Below are 16,740 nucleotides of genomic sequence, written 5' to 3'. Positions count from 1 at the left end.
ATTATTTTTTCCATTCATTTTATGCTTGGGAGGGGAGGAATGCTTGTATGGGTGGAGAGCGAGATCAAGCTTCTGATGTCATTGAAGTCGGCAATAATAAAAATAAGAAAATTAAGATTTGTTTTTACATATGTAAACACATTTGATAATTTAAGAGTATCAACATTAGGAGGTGTACCGTTGGCAGATTACCGTAAGCGAATGTTCAGAGGTTCTAAGATTGAAGATTGTATCTTTGACTTTATTGAGATGGAAAAGACATCAAATAAGCAATTGAGCGATAATGATAATAATCAGCAGCTTTTTGCTAAAGGAATGAATAGCGCTTATTGATTCGTTGTCAATCGGATGGTAAGAGATTTCGATTATAAGAAGGAGAAATTACTTTTGAAAGAACGCCTTAAAGAATTAGAAAAAAGCTTTAGGAGATTGGCTGAAAACAATCGAGAACAAAGCAAAAAAGATTTATACCAAACCGTAAACGAAAGCTTTTATAAAGAAGACATTCCTCATGAAGCATTGGATGAATTAAAGACCCTGTCTCCCGATTTCCAAAAAGGGCTGTTTGATGGGTTGGCATTTTCGCATGAACAAGTGGCTAATTACTGTCAGCTAGTAATGGAAACGTCGAATCTTATTAATGAAACGGTTATTCATCAATTGGTACATAGCATGAAAAGTCATCGTTCTTTACAAGAAGCTAAGATAAACAGTGATGAGTCCACGTACCAGGGCGGATTCTCACAAGGAATTAAAGCAGGCTTTAACTCAAGTATTATTGAAGTTCAATCAAAATGTAACGTTTAACAACTCCGATATTCTTCGTCAACAAGTGAGGAACGATCTAACATGGTATTTTTAGCATTTGTTGTGGCTGGCATAAGCTTCGTTATTGTTTTAGTTGATATTGTCTTGAACATTGGTGAAGCAGAACAGGGTTTTATCAGGTTAATCGTTAGCATAACGAGAGTTTTATTCTGGCTTAGCTTATTATACGCACTTATTGATAGTGTGAAACATAACAGAAAGACCTAGATGACAGTAGTAGTGGAGAACGAACATGAAAGCTTATTTGCAAAAAATGTAAGCACTCACAAAGATAGATTCATAAACAAGCAGGTACGGAGGGATTAAAATGAATCAATACAGTCAAACAGAAGAAGCAATTAAAAGATGGAATCACTTCGCAGATATCTATGCAGCACAGCATACCGAACAAGGAGACCTTCATAAGGAAGTGTTCTTAAATCCTACTTTGCTGTCGCTTATGGGAACGGTTAAAAATAAACACGTTTTAGATGCTGGCTGTGGTGAAGGGTATTTAAGCAGAATTTTAGCCAATTCTGAAGCACATGTAACGGCTGTGGATTATTCATCTAGAATGATAGAAATTGCTAAAGGAAGAACGCCACAGCATCTATCAATTGAGTACAAACATGGAAATTGTGAGGATTTGGATTTTCTCGGAGACGAACGTTTTGATTTAATCATTTCTAATATGGTTATTCAGGATCTTCCTAATTTCGAAAAAGCATTTCAAGAAATGTATCGATTGTTAGTAGATGGAGGCTGTTTTATCTTTTCCATTTTACATCCTTGTTTTATTACCCCAGAAAGCGGTTGGGAGAAAACAACAGACGGTGAAAAGTTGCATTGGAACGTAGATCACTATTTTTATGAAGGGGCGTATGAACAACGATTAGGAGAAACTGAAAGAATGTTGCTGTTCCATCGAACATTAACAACTTATCTAAATACTTTAATTAAAACCGGCTTTGTTTTGGATTGCATCGAAGAACCAAAGCCATCAAAAGAGATGTTAAAGAAATACCCTTCATTCGAAGAAGATTTTAGGTGTGCTGATTTTATAGTTTTCAAACTAAAAAAGGGACATTAATGCTACTTGTATTCACCAATTAGCTTTACATTTACTAGGGATCAAGCCGACAAGGGATACAAAACGTACTGAGGGGGAGAGCGTGCTTGCGAAAAGTAGAAGTCATGGCATACAACGAGAGATGGGCTCGAATGTTCTCAGAGGAAGAGGCAAGGTTAAATGATATTTTTGGAAATGAAATCATTGCTACCTATCATATCGGCAGCACCTCGGTTGTTGGATTAAGTGCTAAGCGGGTCATCGATATTATGCCAGTTGTTCGTGATATCAACCATGTTGACGAATTCAATGAAAGCATGGTCATAACCTCATTCACTTTAAAAGTAGAAAAGTTAGAGACGATTAGACATTTTTTAGTCAATCATTCTATTCGCTACAAGGATTATGGAAAAACCATATCAATCTTTCCTCATGCTTTAACCGGAACAAAAATTAGATTTGTTGAATAAAAGAAACGAGAGTGAGATTTAAGTATCAAAGTTAATCATTAGATATGTTAAATTAGCAGTACTATAACATGGCAGGCTTGCGCTTTTTGTATGATAACATTTGCACAAGGGGTGAGAGCATGAACTTAGTAGCACGAAGGGTATGGCCGTTGTTTGGATTTATAGGTTTAATCGTGGTAATTACTCGTTTTTTTCAGAATCAATTTGGTTGGATATCGCCTTTAATTTTTCTGTTGTCTTAACGTTTACCTTTTTAGCCATTAACATGTTTTACGAAGAGAAAGAGAGCAGAAGATGGCAAATTGCGATAATTGGGTTTTGCGTTCTGGTATTTTTTGTTGAAGGTATCATTAATTTATTATCTATCGTCTAAAGATCTGCTTATACGCGGAGCTTTTTTATAGACAAGCCTTACATTTTAAGGAATTGTTCTTTTATTCCTTTTAAAGATCTACTTGTTATAAGGCTTAAATACAAACACAATGAATTTAATAAGTTGCCCAATTAGAAAAGACCAGACGAATGATGCCGCTGCCAAAATCGTTATATCAATTGTAGTTATTGAATCTACAGATAGCAAAGTAGTAATTACTAAAAAAACAAAGATAAAAAACGTTCGAATTAAGTAAACATTAGACATCAACTAATCTCCCTTCGCTTACAGTAATTATACAATCAGAGGGGATGTTATGACAGCTGAAATACCCTTTTTTATGCTGTATTTAAGTTTATGTGCTGTATACAGTCGGTGGTGGTGCGGGTGTTACTGCAGTAGTACATTGATTTAATTTCCTGTGAGGTGTTTAGATGAATAAAGTTTTAGCTTTTTCTATTTTAGGAATGAGCCTTGCGGCAGCGATATTAATTATTGTAACACCTATGTTGTTTGATCCACCGCTTGAAAATGGTTTAAAGATGGTTACCGCAGGCTCATCGACAGTATTTGTTATCTTCAGCATAGCGACACTAACGTTACGCCGTCGTTTGAACCACGAAAAAGAATAAGTTATCCAGGAAGTAGACAAATGTTTACGGTCTGTAACCAGCCTTTAAGGCTGGTCCTAATTGGTCGTTTCCTCGCAAGATGAACGTCGATTTTTTATTCATCATTTGCTAAAGATAGCTGCCAATGCCGTTATTATCTCTCGTTGTTTGCTGTCTTCAGGGTCTTCTGCTCCGTCATGACTAGATATTGTTTGGTGAGTCAGTCGTAGGCGCTGACTAGGTATTGGAACAACTGGTCAAGAGCGGAAACAGGGCGATGAAACTAAAAAGTGGTCGTTTTTTAAACAGGCAACAACCATCCTTTTCTGTTTTCAATTAGTCTTCAATTGAACCGCCTGTTTCCATATCAATTAACCAGTGACTGCGCAACATAAGGGCACGTTCAGTTGCGGCAAAACCAGTGGCTAAGCCAATCGCGACATTTAGCCAGACTGGGAGATTGATCGGAGACTGAAAAGTTCCTATATGTTCAGCTATCCAAGGGATTTCAGAAATTTGCTCAACGATTTGCGGCAACCCTAGCGCGAGTGATGCTAATAAAACCAAGATGGCTAACAACCCGAGGCAGTTGCTGATGACGGGGAAGTGTCGATGCAGACCAAGGCGCCAGCCTCTGACCGATCGTTTGTCTGGATAAATGGAAAACGTTTCTGCTTCATCTGTTCGATAGCGAATCTGATTAATTCCACTCCCACCGCTTTTCACTTCAAGAATGCCGTTCTCAATCGGGATCGAGGCTGGAAGAGTCGAGTAGGCGACATGAGTCTTGCCATGGTATAAATCAACGCTCGAATCATCGGCGAAATACCGTGATTTTAAAGCATAATGGACTTGCTCGTTGTTTTCTTTCGTAATCGTAATGTGAAACAAGGAATGGGTGAAGATATGCCAAAGGCGGTACGGCTTGAGCGTATGTCCATCTCCCGCTTTCACTTTCTTGATGGCCAAGCGACGTTTTTGTTGGCGAAAAAAACGAAACATAAGGCTATACCTTCCTTTCCTTTTTGTAAGTGTGGGTAGCAAGAAGAAGCTACATGACTTAATAAATGATTAGTTAATCATCTTCAACACGCCCCGAATCAACTTCTCGCTGAATGCTTCAAGTGTTAACCCTTTTTCATGTTTAGGTAAGGACGCAACGGATGAAAGTGCAGCACGAATCATAATGGCCGTCACGTGAGGATCAAAATCAGCAAACTCCTTCTCTTCTTTTCCTTTAGTAAGAATGTCGATAAGCAAAGCCTGCAGTTCTTCACGTTGATCGATTTCTGCCATGTAATACGGAACATTGTCAGACGTTCGGCCATTAAACACAATTTCTAGCATCGCGTTTGTATTAGTACTATTCGTTCCTTGATAGGTGATGCCCGCTTCGATAAATGCCAGAAGCTTTTCCTGATAACTTTGCTTCTCTTCTACCTTTTCTTTCACAAAGGCTCGCTCTTTTAAGACGAGATACATGAGCGTATGACGCATGAGGTCTTCTTTGCCAGAAAAGTGGTAGGAGATGAGACCCGTGCTAATATTTGCTTTTTTTGCTATTTTTGAAAGGCTGGTATTGATGTAGCCCATCTCGGTTACAACGGCGATTGCTGCCGTGATAATCTGTTCTTTTCTTGCATCTGCAATGAAGTATTGTTTGTTGTCCAATAGTTGTTCACCTCAAACTAAAATGAATAATCGTTTTTTATTTTGATCGACCAATCAGTTTTTATCATATAACCTTCATTTTCATTTGTCAAACCTTTAACTTGTTGGGATTTTATTCGAGATTTGCACCTCCTTGCCTATATTTAGAATTGGAAATGAGAGACTACCATCACCAGAGCACTTAGGGATCTAAGGATCGCACTACTTGCGAGTTTAACATTTTCCATCTCAGAAAAAGTTTACTGCGCTAATCTTAATGAAACTGTTTTATTTTAGTTTTTAAGGGTAAGGGGATGAACAATTGTATTGAATAAAAGAGAGGTGCTTAAATGAAGATTCTATTCTTTGCGGTCGCCATCTTTTTCTTAGTCTACGGCACATTTGAATGGATTTCAGGCTCAAAATCGTTAATAAAATATCTTTACTTAGTGATTGGAATAGCGTTTATTATAGTCGGGATCACACATGAAGCTAAGAAAAAAGAGGTTTAGCAAATGAGGCTGTTTTTACATGAGCTTCGAGCGGTAAATTGTCATTACGACAAGAACATCATAGGTTTAATTCTTATCAACGACAAACGTTACTAAAAGGGATTAAGAGATTTACATTATTCACTAACTCTAAAAGAACGGAGGTGTTCTATGGAAATTATCGTTCCGATATGTTTAGCCCTATTACTAGTTGGGAGTGTCACCTTTGTGGCATGGACCCTATCCAAAAAAGCTTCGAACCTGTTAGTGAAGTTTATACCTGTCCTATTCTTAGAATTTGCTGCAATTGCGTTTATTGTTTATGGCTTAGTGATAAATGTTGAAGACGGCCAAGCGTATTCAATCCTAGGGATCAGTATGATTTTACTAGCAATCATTCCTTTGCAGATCACTTTACGATCACATCAAAAGCAAACGAAAGGTCGAAACAAAAATTTGAATTAAGCTATCATCTGTTTACTAGCCGGTTTGACTTCTTAATAAAGGAAACGAGTTTTGAAATGAAGAAATTGAAACAGAGCGGTTAGTAACCATTCAGGGAAATCAAAGAAAGCACATGAATTAACTCATGTGCTTGTTTAATCCAGACAGCCATAGCTAGGAATTAATCGTTTAAACCTAAACCAGGGGATTCGAAAATAACCATCTAATATGTAATTTGACTTATCGACACTAGCACTGACTTGCGCTGCGTTCAACCTGTTCACCGAGAGGGGAATTTTGTCCCTTTATTAGAACTTATTATAAACAATTTGCATTTAATAGACATACGAAATGATAAAACCTGATTTAAGCTAACGGAAACTTCTCGTGTGCGTTTGTTGCACGATCATGCATTTTTTGAACAGGCACTACCTGAGGGTGAACAACTTTATTTCCAATAGCCAAAACATATTCGCACGTACTCCACTTTTCTAATTTTTCCTTATATATCACATCCCATTTTGCTAATGAATCTTTTTCGTTCTCATTTCGATAGGGGTAACGAACGGGAATTCGGTCCATTCCGAAGCGCCAAGGCTTTGGAGTGAGCCTTGCGCGAAAACTATTCTGTACCTTACATAAGACACGATAGCTCGGATCACAACCAAGTAGTTCGAGGATTTGCTCTGTTTCCTTCCCACTAGGTTCAAATATTTGATGTGTGACCATGTAACGAAGTCCGCCGTATGTACGATAAACGGTAGCACCACGTTTGTCGTCCTCATTTATCCAACGCTTCAGCTGATTTATCGCTTGTGTCTCTGGAGAATCTTCCCTTACAGCTTTCTTTTTCCGAGAAAATAAGCCTTTTAACCCTTTAAATAAGCTTACGTCGGTCTTTTGTTCAAAATCAATATCTACAAACATGACATTCTGTGTGTTTAAAATAAACGACCCATATAAATTACGTGTAATAATATAACTTAGCTCATCATGAGTAGAAATAATTTCTTCACGAACGGGATAATGGCCATATGAGTATTTGTGCTGGAGTGGTTCCCCTTGCTCGATTCTTACTTTCAGTTCCTTCGCTGCTTGATCAGACTTAGACTGAGCTACTTCCTCGCTTTCATCAGACCAGCGCCAAACAGAGGTAACGACTCGTTTTCCAACCGGATCAAATGCATCTACTTCAGATTCTGCCCAATATTTAGGAATGTCCATACTTTTAAGTTCCTCCTGAATATAAGTCTGTGGTACATTAAACAAAACATTCGAAATAAAATGTATTAATGGATTCTTTAAAAGGAGAACTACACATGAAAAATAAAAACGATTTAAGGAAGAAACGGAGCCTCATAAAATATTTAGCTTTAATTATTGGCATCGCATGTTTGTTTTTAACTTTCGTCACTCCTACAAGAGTAGTGTTAATTGGTTCAAAGTATGGTGATTACATTGTTCTAGCCCTTACCGCAATTGGTGTAATTCTTTCAATTGTTTCATTGAAAATAGAAGCAAGAAAATTTCTACCTATCTTATCCTTAATCCTATCTTTGTCCTATCCAATCTTCGTTGTACTCTTACTGATCTTACTTTTTACTGGCGTAATTGATTTTGCACCGTGATTAAAGGCTGTATTTACCAGCGTTATTTTTTGAACATGTTAAAAATAGAAGCGCGCAGCTTATGGAAACTACAGAGCATCAATCCATACTCTAAACGCTGTACTCTTGTTGTTAATGAGGCAGGTAGTGAAGGGTTATTTAGTATTATAGAGAATGCTAATAAAAGAGGAGGTACCTCTTACTATAAAGGTTTATTTAAAGTAGATCTAAATTTGAAAGTAGATGGTAATATGAGACCAGACGAATGAGACCGCGGCAAGTATCGTTACATCAATTATGGTTATTGAATATGCAGATAGCAACGTAACAATAACTAAAAAAACGTTCTAATTATGTAAACGCTAGACATTTACATATCTCCTTTCAATTACTGTTATTATACAATCAGAGGGAAAAGGGGAGCCACTTCTTTTCTTTATTGCCACTTTTTAGAAGGGGTCCTCGATAATGGAAAAACTGCTGAAAACCGCCATCAATACATTCTATGTTTCTTCATTAACCAATGTTTTGGCGTTTTATCTCCGAATTCTGGGTTTTATAGTAGTATTAGTTCAAAAATGCTAAGTTGATAAATGTAGGGTTTTATGAAAAACGTTACTTTTAATAAAGGTGGAATCGAACTTTTGAGAAGAAATTTGATATTCGTTTTTTTAACTTTATTTATCGTAGGTTGTTCTGAAGATGAAAGCACTTCGGAAACAAATGAAGTGTTTGACAGTTGGTCTGAATTAACTTCGTATCTATCTGACACTCATGATTCTACACTTATCATAAAACCTGAGAATAATGAGGAATGGTACGGAACTCAAATTTCGAATAAAGGGTTTAGACCGATTACAATCACAGAATTTGAAAATGGTTACCACCTAGAAATTGTGGGTGCCTATAATGGCACACCTAGTGTTCAACTCCAATTTACAAGCGATGCTGACGTTGAATATGAATTACAGATTGCTCAAAAGGATTCTGACACATTTGAGAATCTGGATTATTCAATGGATGAGGATTATGTATTTAACTTGTTTATGCATGATAAAGTAACGTCCGCTAAACTGTCAGTAGTGGAGTCATATGAGGTGATTTCGAACAACAATTAACATTGGTTCTCCATTTCAAACACACCCATTAATGGATGTGTTTTTCTCTTTGGATTGATTTTAAAGCGGCTAGTAGAAAAAAATATGGATTTAACTGACGAACGTGATATCGTAGAACTTGGCTAATGTTTAAATGGGCTCAAAATATATGCGAAACCTCACGTATTCATTCATTTTGCTTCTTGAACACACATAAACGAATACGTTAGGTTTAATAAGCCTTTTTCGACATGAATGATCCCATTGGCTCGAAGCATTCTTCACTGGCTGCAGTAATTTCTTGACTATTAAAATAGACTCTAGCAATTACCAGCATAGTGAAACAGATTATAATTGTTGCAACGATTACCCCCAATATATAATGCTTTTTAATTGTCATTATAACTGCTCCTTATATTAAAATGGTCTCTTTCCGTTTTTTTGACAAGATGTTTAATTAAACGTTATCGCATTACTGGACCAAGCTGTAATTACTATGAATTTACGAAGAAAAAAGGGGAGGAATTAAACCATGCGCAATCAACAGTGTTCACACTGTAATCATGAAATGTCGCGTTGGAGTGCATTAAGAAAAATCGGTAACCGCGTTAAATGCTTGAACTGCAGAAAATATAATAAGATGTCTGCAAAACTATTTACTTCAGTATGGTTCGTCATCTTTGTCACCATCATGGTATTAATTTTTATCGGAGTTGAACCTATCGTTGTGTCGAGGATACTAATCAGTTGCTTACTTTTTTTATTTCTAATTGATGTGCTCACATTCAACATAAAAGAACAATAAGTAATGAGGACTCGCTTTAAATGGTTCTTCATATATAAGGTAGTGCTTTTAATAAGTGAGCCTAAGTACATAATAAGTTTGGATTTCTCCTACCTCCAAATGATTTTTAATTTGGCGATTGCTCCAGCAAGTACCCCGATAGCATCTTAAAACGCCGCCTAACAAGCGGTTTTTTCCGTTATTTTATTTTTTCCATCACGACTAGAATAAATGTTGCAAAGGGACCAAATAGGAGTGAAAGGAAAAACCAATTCAGTCCAGAACGGTTCTTTCCTTGCGCGATCCCTGCATTGATGAGTGCCAATGTTCCCCAGCCAACAAAGTATTGACCATCCATTAAACAAACCCCTCCAAATCGTTCTGTATTTCACATTATGAAATAATGTTTGTTTTAAGCAAAATTTGCTCCAAAATAAGCAAAAAAGAAAAATAGAAGCACGATTACACCTAAAACAACAATCGCAAACGTTGCTATAGACCGGTTTTCATTTTTTGTAAAAAAGCTAACTATTATCAAGATGACAATTAGAATGATTGAAAGAGGGATGAACCATACATATACGGTCCAAAGCACACTATCGTATACAAAACTACTTCGAGAAACCGCATCTAAGAAAACGAGGTTAAAGATTAAAAGTAGAACCAACACAAGAAGAGAAATGGACCTCCGAGTCATCTGTTTCATCTCAATAAAGCAACCGACGACATGACGTTCCACGTTTTTTTATTACTCACACCTTAGACTCACGCTTCTGAAGAACTCGGTATAGAGGTTATCATAACGGGAAAGCCAGATAAGTTCCATTCATTTTTGTAAAAAGTTCAGAATTTTTCGTTGACAGCGTTTTTTATTTGGAGTATGGTTTTCATATAAAGAAAATTAACTTTCACTATATGAAAAGAGTGTTGAATATGCAGTACCAAAACAAAAGTTTGGGAAAAGCTTTTGATATTATCAATGTGTTGTGCAAAGAACCAAAAACCGCTACAGAATTATCTCGTGAATTAGATTTAAATCAAACTACGGTACATCGGTTTTTAGTGACACTAACTGAGATTGGTATTATCGAAAAACTTCCTAATAACAAGATTCGCATGTCTTATAAATTTATTGATATGGGGAAAATGGCAGAGAATCATTATGACCTTGTTGGCGATTCAAGACCTTTTTTGGAAGCGCTCGCAAAAGAAACAGGGGAGAGTGTTCTAATCTCAACGTTTCAGAATTATTCTGTTTCCTACTTGTCAAAAGTGGAAAGCTCTCAAACCGTTCGCATTGTGTTAGGTCCCGGTGACCGAGCCCCTTCCTATACCGTGGCTTCAGGAAAATTGTTTTTGGCTCACTTAGATGAACCACTCTTGCAAAAGTACTTATCAAAGACGAAGCTTGAAAAAAAGACTGACAACACGTTGGTCGTAAAAGAAACGCTCCTAGAAGAATTAGCAACGATTAAAGCACAGGGCTTTGCCATTGATCACGAAGAATACCTTTTAGGCCTTAAAGGAATGGCAGCACCTATTTATGATTCCACTGGAAAAGTTGTCGCAGCACTAAGTGTAGCAGGAGTCGCACTAAGACTTGATGAAGCAAAAACCAAAATCACAATTAATCAGCTATTACATTATGCTCAAAAGATTTCGAGTACACTTGGTTGGAATGCAGAAGTTCTAAATTAAACCCTATAGGAGTTGAGGAAATGGCAAGTTTACAAGGAAAAGTAGCAATTATTACTGGTGCCTCCCGCGGAATTGGAGCTGCTTCCGCCCGTGCTCTCGCAAAAGAGGGGGCACACGTCGTCCTGGTCGATATTCTAGATTGTCATGAAACAGCCAGTCTAATTGAATCCACTCAAGCTAATGTACGAGGAGACGTAATGAGTGTCTGTATCGACATTCAAGATCGTGGCGTGATTCAACAATTGATGAAGGATGTTTATTCTCGTTTTGGTTCCATTGATATCGTTGTCAACAATGCAGGGACTTGTTCACGACTCGACCTAGAAGACATAACAGAAGAGATGTGGGCACGGGATATTAATACGAATTTACGAGGAACCTTCTTTATGACCAAAGAGGCGATTTACCCGTATATGAAAGATCAAGGAAGTGGAAAAATCATTAATGTTAGTTCGATCTCAGGAATTATGGGTGGGCCGTTATCGTTTCATGATGGAAAGAAATCAGCTCGTTCTGGACCCGCTTACGCAGCGTCCAAAGGTGGAGTAATTGCCTTAACAAAGTGGGTGGCGAAAGAAGTTGGTGCATTAGGGATTACGTGTAATAGCATTGCACCAGGACCAATAAAAACAGAAATAACAAAAGATCTTGACTACCCGCTGAGTAACCAAGTCATTAATCGGATGGGGGATCCTGAAGACATCGCAGGAGCGGTCGTCTATTTCGCTTCTTCCTATTCAGATTATGTGACCGGTGAGGTGTTAAAAGTATGTGGAGGTTCCGCAATCGGCTAAGTATGAACGGAGGAGGACACGAAAATGAGTGTACAAATAACGACCAACAACCACGTTTTATACGGGTCTTTACTTGTGGGAGAAGACTTGATGGATGGAATTCTGAGGATTTGTAAAAACAACCAAATCCATTCAGGAATGGTAACATGCATAGGTTCGCTAGACAAAACGGGTTTTACCGTCTTTAAAGTGAATCAACACAACAGACCAGATGGCTATGCGCCTGCCACAACGATCGAAGAACCAGTGGAACTTATTCAAGCAACGGGTTTTATCTGTAAAGATGAGCAAGGTGATCTGGATATGCATTTACATGGCATTGTGGAACGAATGGATGGGCGTATTCAAGCTGGCCATTTTTTAAGAGGCTACAATAAAGTTTGTATTACAGTAGAATTTACCGTCATTTCTTCTCCAGAGGTCACCGCAATACGAGCGTACGATGAGCGTCTCACCTATAAGACCATTCGATTCGATGCCGCACCACTAGAAAGGAGGATAAAATGATAACGCTTTCCAGTTTAGCTAAAAAGGCTTTTATCCAGCATGCAGAAAAGATTGCCCTTATTGATGAACGTCGTAGTATGACTTATCAAGCGTTAAAAGAAGAATCGTGTCGTCTCGCATCAGCACTTACAGCAAAAGGCCTGCAAAAAGGGGATCGGGTCGCCATACTTGCGTCAAACCGCGCGGAACATATTGTCATCGACCTCGCTGTCGCGATGACTGGTTTCGTGAAAGTCCCTATTAATATCAAATTACATCCAAAAGAAATAGATTTCATTTTGCAACACTCCAAGGCATCTGTACTAATAGGAGAAAAAGCGTTAACCGATGTGGTTGAGTCTAACATTGTGACGATAACGCTTGAAGAAGATTACAAAGCGTTTATATCTCATTACGACATAAAATACCCGAATATTTCGTTATCAGAGCAAGACACGTTTGCGATTATGTACACGTCAGGCACAACAGGAAGACCAAAAGGAGCCGTGCTGTCTCACCGAGCGATCATTGCATCGGCTCAATCCCTGCTGATGGCTTGTGAGATCGGTTACGAGGATATCATTGGTCACGTCGCGCCGTTAACGCATGGAAGCAATTTTCTGGCTCAATGCGCACTCTTTTTTGGCCTGAAACAAGTCATTTTTGACAAATTTGATTCTGAACGCACACCGCATCAACTGGAACAGCAACGAGTAACCACTATTTTCATGGTCCCGACGATCGTCAATTTAATGGTTCAAGAAGAAGGATTTGATCCGACGAAATTAAGATTCTTAAAAAGCATTAATATGGCGGGAGCGCCTATCGCCTCTGAGAAATTGCAGGAGGCTCTTCAACAACTGGGTCCAATTTTTGCGGAAACTTACGGATTGGTAGAGGCCCCCATGGCAATCACGATCATGCCAAAAGGCAAATTACCACAACATATGTCCTCATGTGGTGCAGTTGGTCCAATGGTCGACATGGTGATTCGAGATGAAGCAGGCGTTGAAGTACCTCAAGGGGAAGTTGGGGAAGTAACCTGTAAAGGCCCTTTGGTCATGGATGGCTACTGGGAGAATGAAGAAGCGACGAGACACGCGATAAAAGATGGCTGGTTTTTTACTGGGGATTTAGGGTGGACAGATGAATGTGGCTATCTTCACCTGATTGATCGGAAGAATGATGTCATTATAAGTGGTGGAATGAACATTTATCCAAGAGAAGTGGAAGAAGTCTTGAACGAACATGAAGGGGTAAAAGAAGTCTGTGTGTTTGGTGTCCCTGATGACAAGTGGGGTGAAACGGCTTACGCTCATGTCGTCTTGAAGCATGGATTTACCACTGACGCCGCTCAATTAATTTTACACTGCAAGGAACATGTTGCGAGCTATAAAAAACCCGCCCATATTGAGATTGTGACGGCTCTTCCAAAGAGTCCTTATGGAAAAATCTTAAGACGAGAACTTAAAAATTTGTATAGCGAAAAGGTGAGACGATGAGCAGAGTAGCCGTAACAGGAGTCGGCATGACCCGTTTTGGAAAAAGCAACGATTCACTCAAGACGTTACTGTTAAAAGCGTCTCGACAAGCTTTAATCGATGCAGGTAGACCCAAAGTAGACGCAATCATCGTCGGAAACTTTATGGGGGGACCTTTAGCACAACAAGAGATTTTAGGCAGCATTCTCGTAACCGAACTCGGACTCGGACACATTCCATCCATGAAAACTGAAGGAGCATGCGCATCAGGCGGGATTGCCTTTCGCCAAGCTTATCAATTGTTAAAAGCCGGTGCATACAAGACTGTCCTTGTGGTTGGTGGCGAAAAGATGACCCACATTCAGACAAACCACGTCATATCGGCTGTTAACCATGCGATGGATAACAGTAGCATGGAATCAAAAACTGGCTTGACGTTTCCAGGTTATTTTGGTGTAGTCGCCAATCGCTACATGTATGAATATGGAGCCACGAAGTCTCATTTAGCCATGGTTGCTTTTAAAAATAGAAACTATGCGAGGCAAAACCCGTTGTCGCAGTTTCAAGCAGCCACGTCACTAGAAGAGATTCTTTCAGCACGAATGATTACTGACCCTCTTGGTTTGTTTGATTGCTCTCCGATATCCGATGGGGCCGCAGCTGTTGTTGTTCAAAATGTAGCAAGAGAAGGAGTAGAAGTCATCGCTTCGGGCCAGGCATCTGGTACACCAATCATGCAAGAAGTTGACGATTTAACTCGTATTCCAGCCACTGAAGAAGCAGCAAAACAAGCCTATTCACAAGCAGCTATGGAACCAAACGATGTTGATGTTTTGGAGTTACATGACTGTTTTTCCATGACAGAGATCATTGCCATTGAAGAATTAGGTTTCTTCGAAAGAGGTACGGGCTTTGAGGCGGTTGAAAAAGGATTAACGAACCACGGTGGTGATATACCTGTCAATACGAGTGGTGGACTATTATCAAAAGGACATCCCATCGGCGCAACCGGGATCGCACAAATTGTTCAAATCGTTGAGCAATTAAGGGGAACCGCACCGAACCAGGTGGAACATGCTCGAGTTGGGATGGCTCAAAATCTAGGCGGTACGGGAGCATATTCACTCGTTCATTTATTTAAAAAGGAAGGTGCATAAAACATGGAAATTCCGCTCTATACATGCCAACATTGCAAGCATTGTTGGGTTGAAGAAAAGATCTATTGTTCACGTTGCTTAAGCGACGAGTTTACAGAAACGTTTGTAGAAGGAATAGGAACAGTCTATTCACATACAACCATTCATGCAGCGCCTGATGCCTATCAATCACTCTCTCCATATGTTATTGCACTCATTGACATACAGGAACATACACGTTTGTCCGTCCGTTGTACCGATCAACAGATTCAAATAGGAGACACCGTCAAAATCATTCAACAAGTAGAAGGAGCTTACCTTGCCACAAAGGAGGACGTGATATGTCGACTGTAAAAATTTCTCCTATTGTGCAAGAATTGCGGTCGAAACTAAACCACGATCAAGTATACGTTAGTGAGTCACAGCGCTCACTCCATAGTAACGATGAATCTTATCACGTATCAGCCATGCCAGATATCGTCGTCTATCCATCATCAACAGAAGACGTCGTCACCATCGTTCAACTTGCCGAAGCGTATAATGAAAAAATATACCCCTATGGCCTAGGTACGAGTTTAGAAGGGCACGTCATTCCATACGAAAAAGGCATTGTCATTGATTTCAGTCTCATGAATGAAGTTTTATCAATTGATGAAAAGGATTTGTTAGTGACCGTACAGCCAGGTGTCACGCGAGACCAGTTAAACAAAGAGCTAAAAAAATATGGCCTTTTCTTTTCTGTGGATCCTGGCGCCAATGCCACCATAGGCGGAATGGTTGCCACCAATGCTAGTGGAACGAACTCTGTTAAATATGGCGTGATGAGGGACCAAGTTCGTGACTTAGAGATTGTGCTAGCAGACGGAAGGACCATTCATAGCGGAAACCGCGCTGCCAAATCTTCTTCTGGCTACGATTTAAACAACTTATTTGTTGGAGCAGAGGGCACACTCGGCTGTTACACCGAAATCACGATTAAAGTGTATGGTATTCCCGAAAAAATAATAGCCGGTCGTGTGCAATTTCCGTCTATCCATGACGCGGTATCTTCGGTTTCAGCCGTTCTGCAATCAGGGATCCCGATAGCCCGAATAGAATTAATTGATGGATACTCCATGGAAAAAATTAATCAGCACAATGACACTCATTACCCATTACACCCGACATTATTTCTTGAATTCCATGGGAATGCTTCCTCCATTCACCATGATCTATCTTTTTGCGAGAGCATCATGCAAGACTATCATGCGAGTCAGTTCCACGTAGCCCAAAGCAATGCAGAACGCCAAGAGCTCTGGCATGCGCGCCATAACCTGGCCTATGCCTTTACACATAGTGATCCTAGGAAAAGGCTAATGGTAACAGATGTGTGCGTCCCTATTTCTGCACTCGCTGAGGCCGTGTCCCATGCGCGAGACACAGCATTGGAACAGCGTATAGAGGCTGGAATTGTCGGTCATGTCGGAGACGGAAACTTTCATGCCTTGTTATTAGTAGACCCCCTAGATAAAGAAGAACTTGAGAACGTAGCATCCTACAACGAAACCATCGTTCGTTTTGCATTAGCAAAAGGGGGCACATGTACTGGCGAACATGGCATTGGAATCGGCAAAGTAAAGTATTTAGAAGAAGAACATGGCGATGCGCTTCACGTAATGAAAGCGATCAAGCGCGCACTTGACCCAACGAATCTGTTTAACCCCAATAAAAACATTTATATATCATGACGTCTGTGAAAGACG

The 16,740-nt window shown here is 39.3% G+C and carries 22 protein-coding genes; 16 read left to right on the top strand and 6 right to left on the bottom strand.

All coding sequences use genetic code 11. The annotated features are described in order from the left end of the window. Positions 1-39: 39 nt before the first annotated feature. The 4 genes from ABC361_RS09890 (at position 40) to ABC361_RS09875 (ending at position 2,346) form a co-directional block, all read left to right on the top strand. On the top strand, positions 40-333 hold the full coding sequence (locus tag ABC361_RS09890) for a hypothetical protein (protein ID WP_413073827.1): 294 nt from the start codon (positions 40-42) through the stop codon (positions 331-333). Between the two features lie 54 nt (positions 334-387). Then, a complete protein-coding gene (locus tag ABC361_RS09885) occupies positions 388-807 on the top strand; it encodes a hypothetical protein (protein ID WP_375078528.1) in 420 nt (139 codons plus the stop codon). Positions 808-1,135: 328 nt separating this feature from the next. Next, positions 1,136-1,897, top strand: coding sequence for a class I SAM-dependent methyltransferase (locus ABC361_RS09880; protein ID WP_413073826.1), 762 nt, complete (start codon positions 1,136-1,138; stop codon positions 1,895-1,897). Positions 1,898-1,983: 86 nt separating this feature from the next. Continuing rightward, positions 1,984-2,346 carry a GrpB family protein gene (locus ABC361_RS09875; protein WP_413073825.1) on the top strand — a complete coding sequence of 121 codons (363 nt, stop codon included), beginning with the start codon at positions 1,984-1,986 and terminating at the stop codon, positions 2,344-2,346. A gap of 451 nt (positions 2,347-2,797) precedes the next feature. Here the strand turns inward: ABC361_RS09875 and ABC361_RS09870 are convergent, their stop codons facing one another. Continuing rightward, entirely contained in the window at positions 2,798-2,986 is a 189-nt protein-coding gene (locus tag ABC361_RS09870) for a hypothetical protein (protein ID WP_375078536.1), read from the bottom strand. Between the two features lie 167 nt (positions 2,987-3,153). Between ABC361_RS09870 and ABC361_RS09865 the strand changes: the two genes are divergently transcribed. Next, positions 3,154-3,351: a hypothetical protein gene (locus ABC361_RS09865; protein ID WP_413073824.1), complete on the top strand. Its 198-nt coding sequence runs from the start codon at positions 3,154-3,156 to the stop codon at positions 3,349-3,351. A gap of 315 nt (positions 3,352-3,666) precedes the next feature. On the opposite strand, the gene ABC361_RS09860 is transcribed toward ABC361_RS09865, so the two are convergent. Together ABC361_RS09860 and ABC361_RS09855 are read right to left on the bottom strand one after the other, a co-directional pair. Beyond that, positions 3,667-4,332 carry a hypothetical protein gene (locus ABC361_RS09860; protein ID WP_413073823.1) on the bottom strand — a complete coding sequence of 222 codons (666 nt, stop codon included), beginning with the start codon at positions 4,330-4,332 and terminating at the stop codon, positions 3,667-3,669. Positions 4,333-4,401: 69 nt separating this feature from the next. Beyond that, positions 4,402-5,001 carry a TetR/AcrR family transcriptional regulator gene (locus tag ABC361_RS09855; protein WP_375078539.1) on the bottom strand — a complete coding sequence of 200 codons (600 nt, stop codon included), beginning with the start codon at positions 4,999-5,001 and terminating at the stop codon, positions 4,402-4,404. 329 nt (positions 5,002-5,330) lie between these two features. Here ABC361_RS09855 and ABC361_RS09850 point away from each other — a divergent pair, with 329 nt between their 5' ends. Then, positions 5,331-5,492, top strand: a complete 162-nt coding sequence (locus ABC361_RS09850; protein WP_413073822.1) for a hypothetical protein — start codon at positions 5,331-5,333, stop codon at positions 5,490-5,492. Between the two features lie 150 nt (positions 5,493-5,642). Next, on the top strand, positions 5,643-5,936 hold the full coding sequence (locus ABC361_RS09845; RefSeq protein ID WP_413073821.1) for a hypothetical protein: 294 nt from the start codon (positions 5,643-5,645) through the stop codon (positions 5,934-5,936). Between the two features lie 345 nt (positions 5,937-6,281). On the opposite strand, the gene ABC361_RS09840 is transcribed toward ABC361_RS09845, so the two are convergent. Then, positions 6,282-7,139, bottom strand: a complete 858-nt coding sequence (locus ABC361_RS09840; protein ID WP_413073820.1) for a hypothetical protein — start codon at positions 7,137-7,139, stop codon at positions 6,282-6,284. 95 nt (positions 7,140-7,234) lie between these two features. On the opposite strand from ABC361_RS09840, the gene ABC361_RS09835 reads away from it, so the two are divergent. Both ABC361_RS09835 and ABC361_RS09830 read left to right on the top strand, forming a co-directional pair. Continuing rightward, a complete protein-coding gene (locus ABC361_RS09835; protein ID WP_375078543.1) occupies positions 7,235-7,543 on the top strand; it encodes a hypothetical protein in 309 nt (102 codons plus the stop codon). A 584-nt stretch (positions 7,544-8,127) separates the two neighbouring features. Further along, positions 8,128-8,640 carry a hypothetical protein gene (locus tag ABC361_RS09830; protein ID WP_413073819.1) on the top strand — a complete coding sequence of 171 codons (513 nt, stop codon included), beginning with the start codon at positions 8,128-8,130 and terminating at the stop codon, positions 8,638-8,640. Between the two features lie 962 nt (positions 8,641-9,602). Here ABC361_RS09830 and ABC361_RS09825 read toward each other — a convergent pair. Both ABC361_RS09825 and ABC361_RS09820 read right to left on the bottom strand, forming a co-directional pair. Then, a complete protein-coding gene (locus ABC361_RS09825) occupies positions 9,603-9,761 on the bottom strand; it encodes a hypothetical protein (protein ID WP_375078548.1) in 159 nt (52 codons plus the stop codon). 54 nt (positions 9,762-9,815) lie between these two features. After that, the gene (locus ABC361_RS09820; RefSeq protein WP_413073818.1) at positions 9,816-10,142 is read right to left on the bottom strand and encodes a hypothetical protein; all 327 of its coding nucleotides are present in this window, start codon (positions 10,140-10,142) and stop codon (positions 9,816-9,818) included. A 194-nt stretch (positions 10,143-10,336) separates the two neighbouring features. On the opposite strand from ABC361_RS09820, the gene ABC361_RS09815 reads away from it, so the two are divergent. From ABC361_RS09815 to ABC361_RS09785, 7 genes are read left to right on the top strand one after another with little or no spacing between them, the layout of a single operon-like run. Next, a complete protein-coding gene (locus ABC361_RS09815; RefSeq protein ID WP_413073817.1) occupies positions 10,337-11,101 on the top strand; it encodes an IclR family transcriptional regulator in 765 nt (254 codons plus the stop codon). Between the two features lie 20 nt (positions 11,102-11,121). Then, complete coding sequence (locus tag ABC361_RS09810; protein WP_413073816.1) at positions 11,122-11,895, top strand: SDR family NAD(P)-dependent oxidoreductase; 774 nt, start codon at positions 11,122-11,124, stop codon at positions 11,893-11,895. Between the two features lie 24 nt (positions 11,896-11,919). Further along, a complete protein-coding gene (locus ABC361_RS09805; RefSeq protein WP_413073815.1) occupies positions 11,920-12,402 on the top strand; it encodes a PPC domain-containing DNA-binding protein in 483 nt (160 codons plus the stop codon). Next, entirely contained in the window at positions 12,399-13,883 is a 1,485-nt protein-coding gene (locus ABC361_RS09800; RefSeq protein ID WP_413073814.1) for a class I adenylate-forming enzyme family protein, read from the top strand. The genes ABC361_RS09805 and ABC361_RS09800 overlap by 4 nt, the downstream gene beginning before the upstream one ends. Further along, the gene (locus tag ABC361_RS09795; protein ID WP_413073813.1) at positions 13,880-15,019 is read left to right on the top strand and encodes a thiolase C-terminal domain-containing protein; all 1,140 of its coding nucleotides are present in this window, start codon (positions 13,880-13,882) and stop codon (positions 15,017-15,019) included. Before ABC361_RS09800 ends, ABC361_RS09795 begins: the two co-directional genes overlap by 4 nt. A gap of 3 nt (positions 15,020-15,022) precedes the next feature. Further along, a complete protein-coding gene (locus ABC361_RS09790) occupies positions 15,023-15,352 on the top strand; it encodes a Zn-ribbon domain-containing OB-fold protein (RefSeq protein WP_413073812.1) in 330 nt (109 codons plus the stop codon). Then, positions 15,340-16,725, top strand: a complete 1,386-nt coding sequence (locus ABC361_RS09785) for an FAD-binding oxidoreductase (RefSeq protein ID WP_413073811.1) — start codon at positions 15,340-15,342, stop codon at positions 16,723-16,725. The genes ABC361_RS09790 and ABC361_RS09785 overlap by 13 nt, the downstream gene beginning before the upstream one ends. Positions 16,726-16,740 lie beyond the last annotated feature (15 nt).

Source organism: Shouchella phoenicis (genome assembly GCF_047238345.1).
Lineage (GTDB): Bacteria > Bacillota > Bacilli > Bacillales > Bacillaceae_D > Shouchella.
The sequence above is the reverse complement of the archived record's forward strand: the minus strand, read 5'-3'. Positions and strand labels throughout refer to the sequence as shown.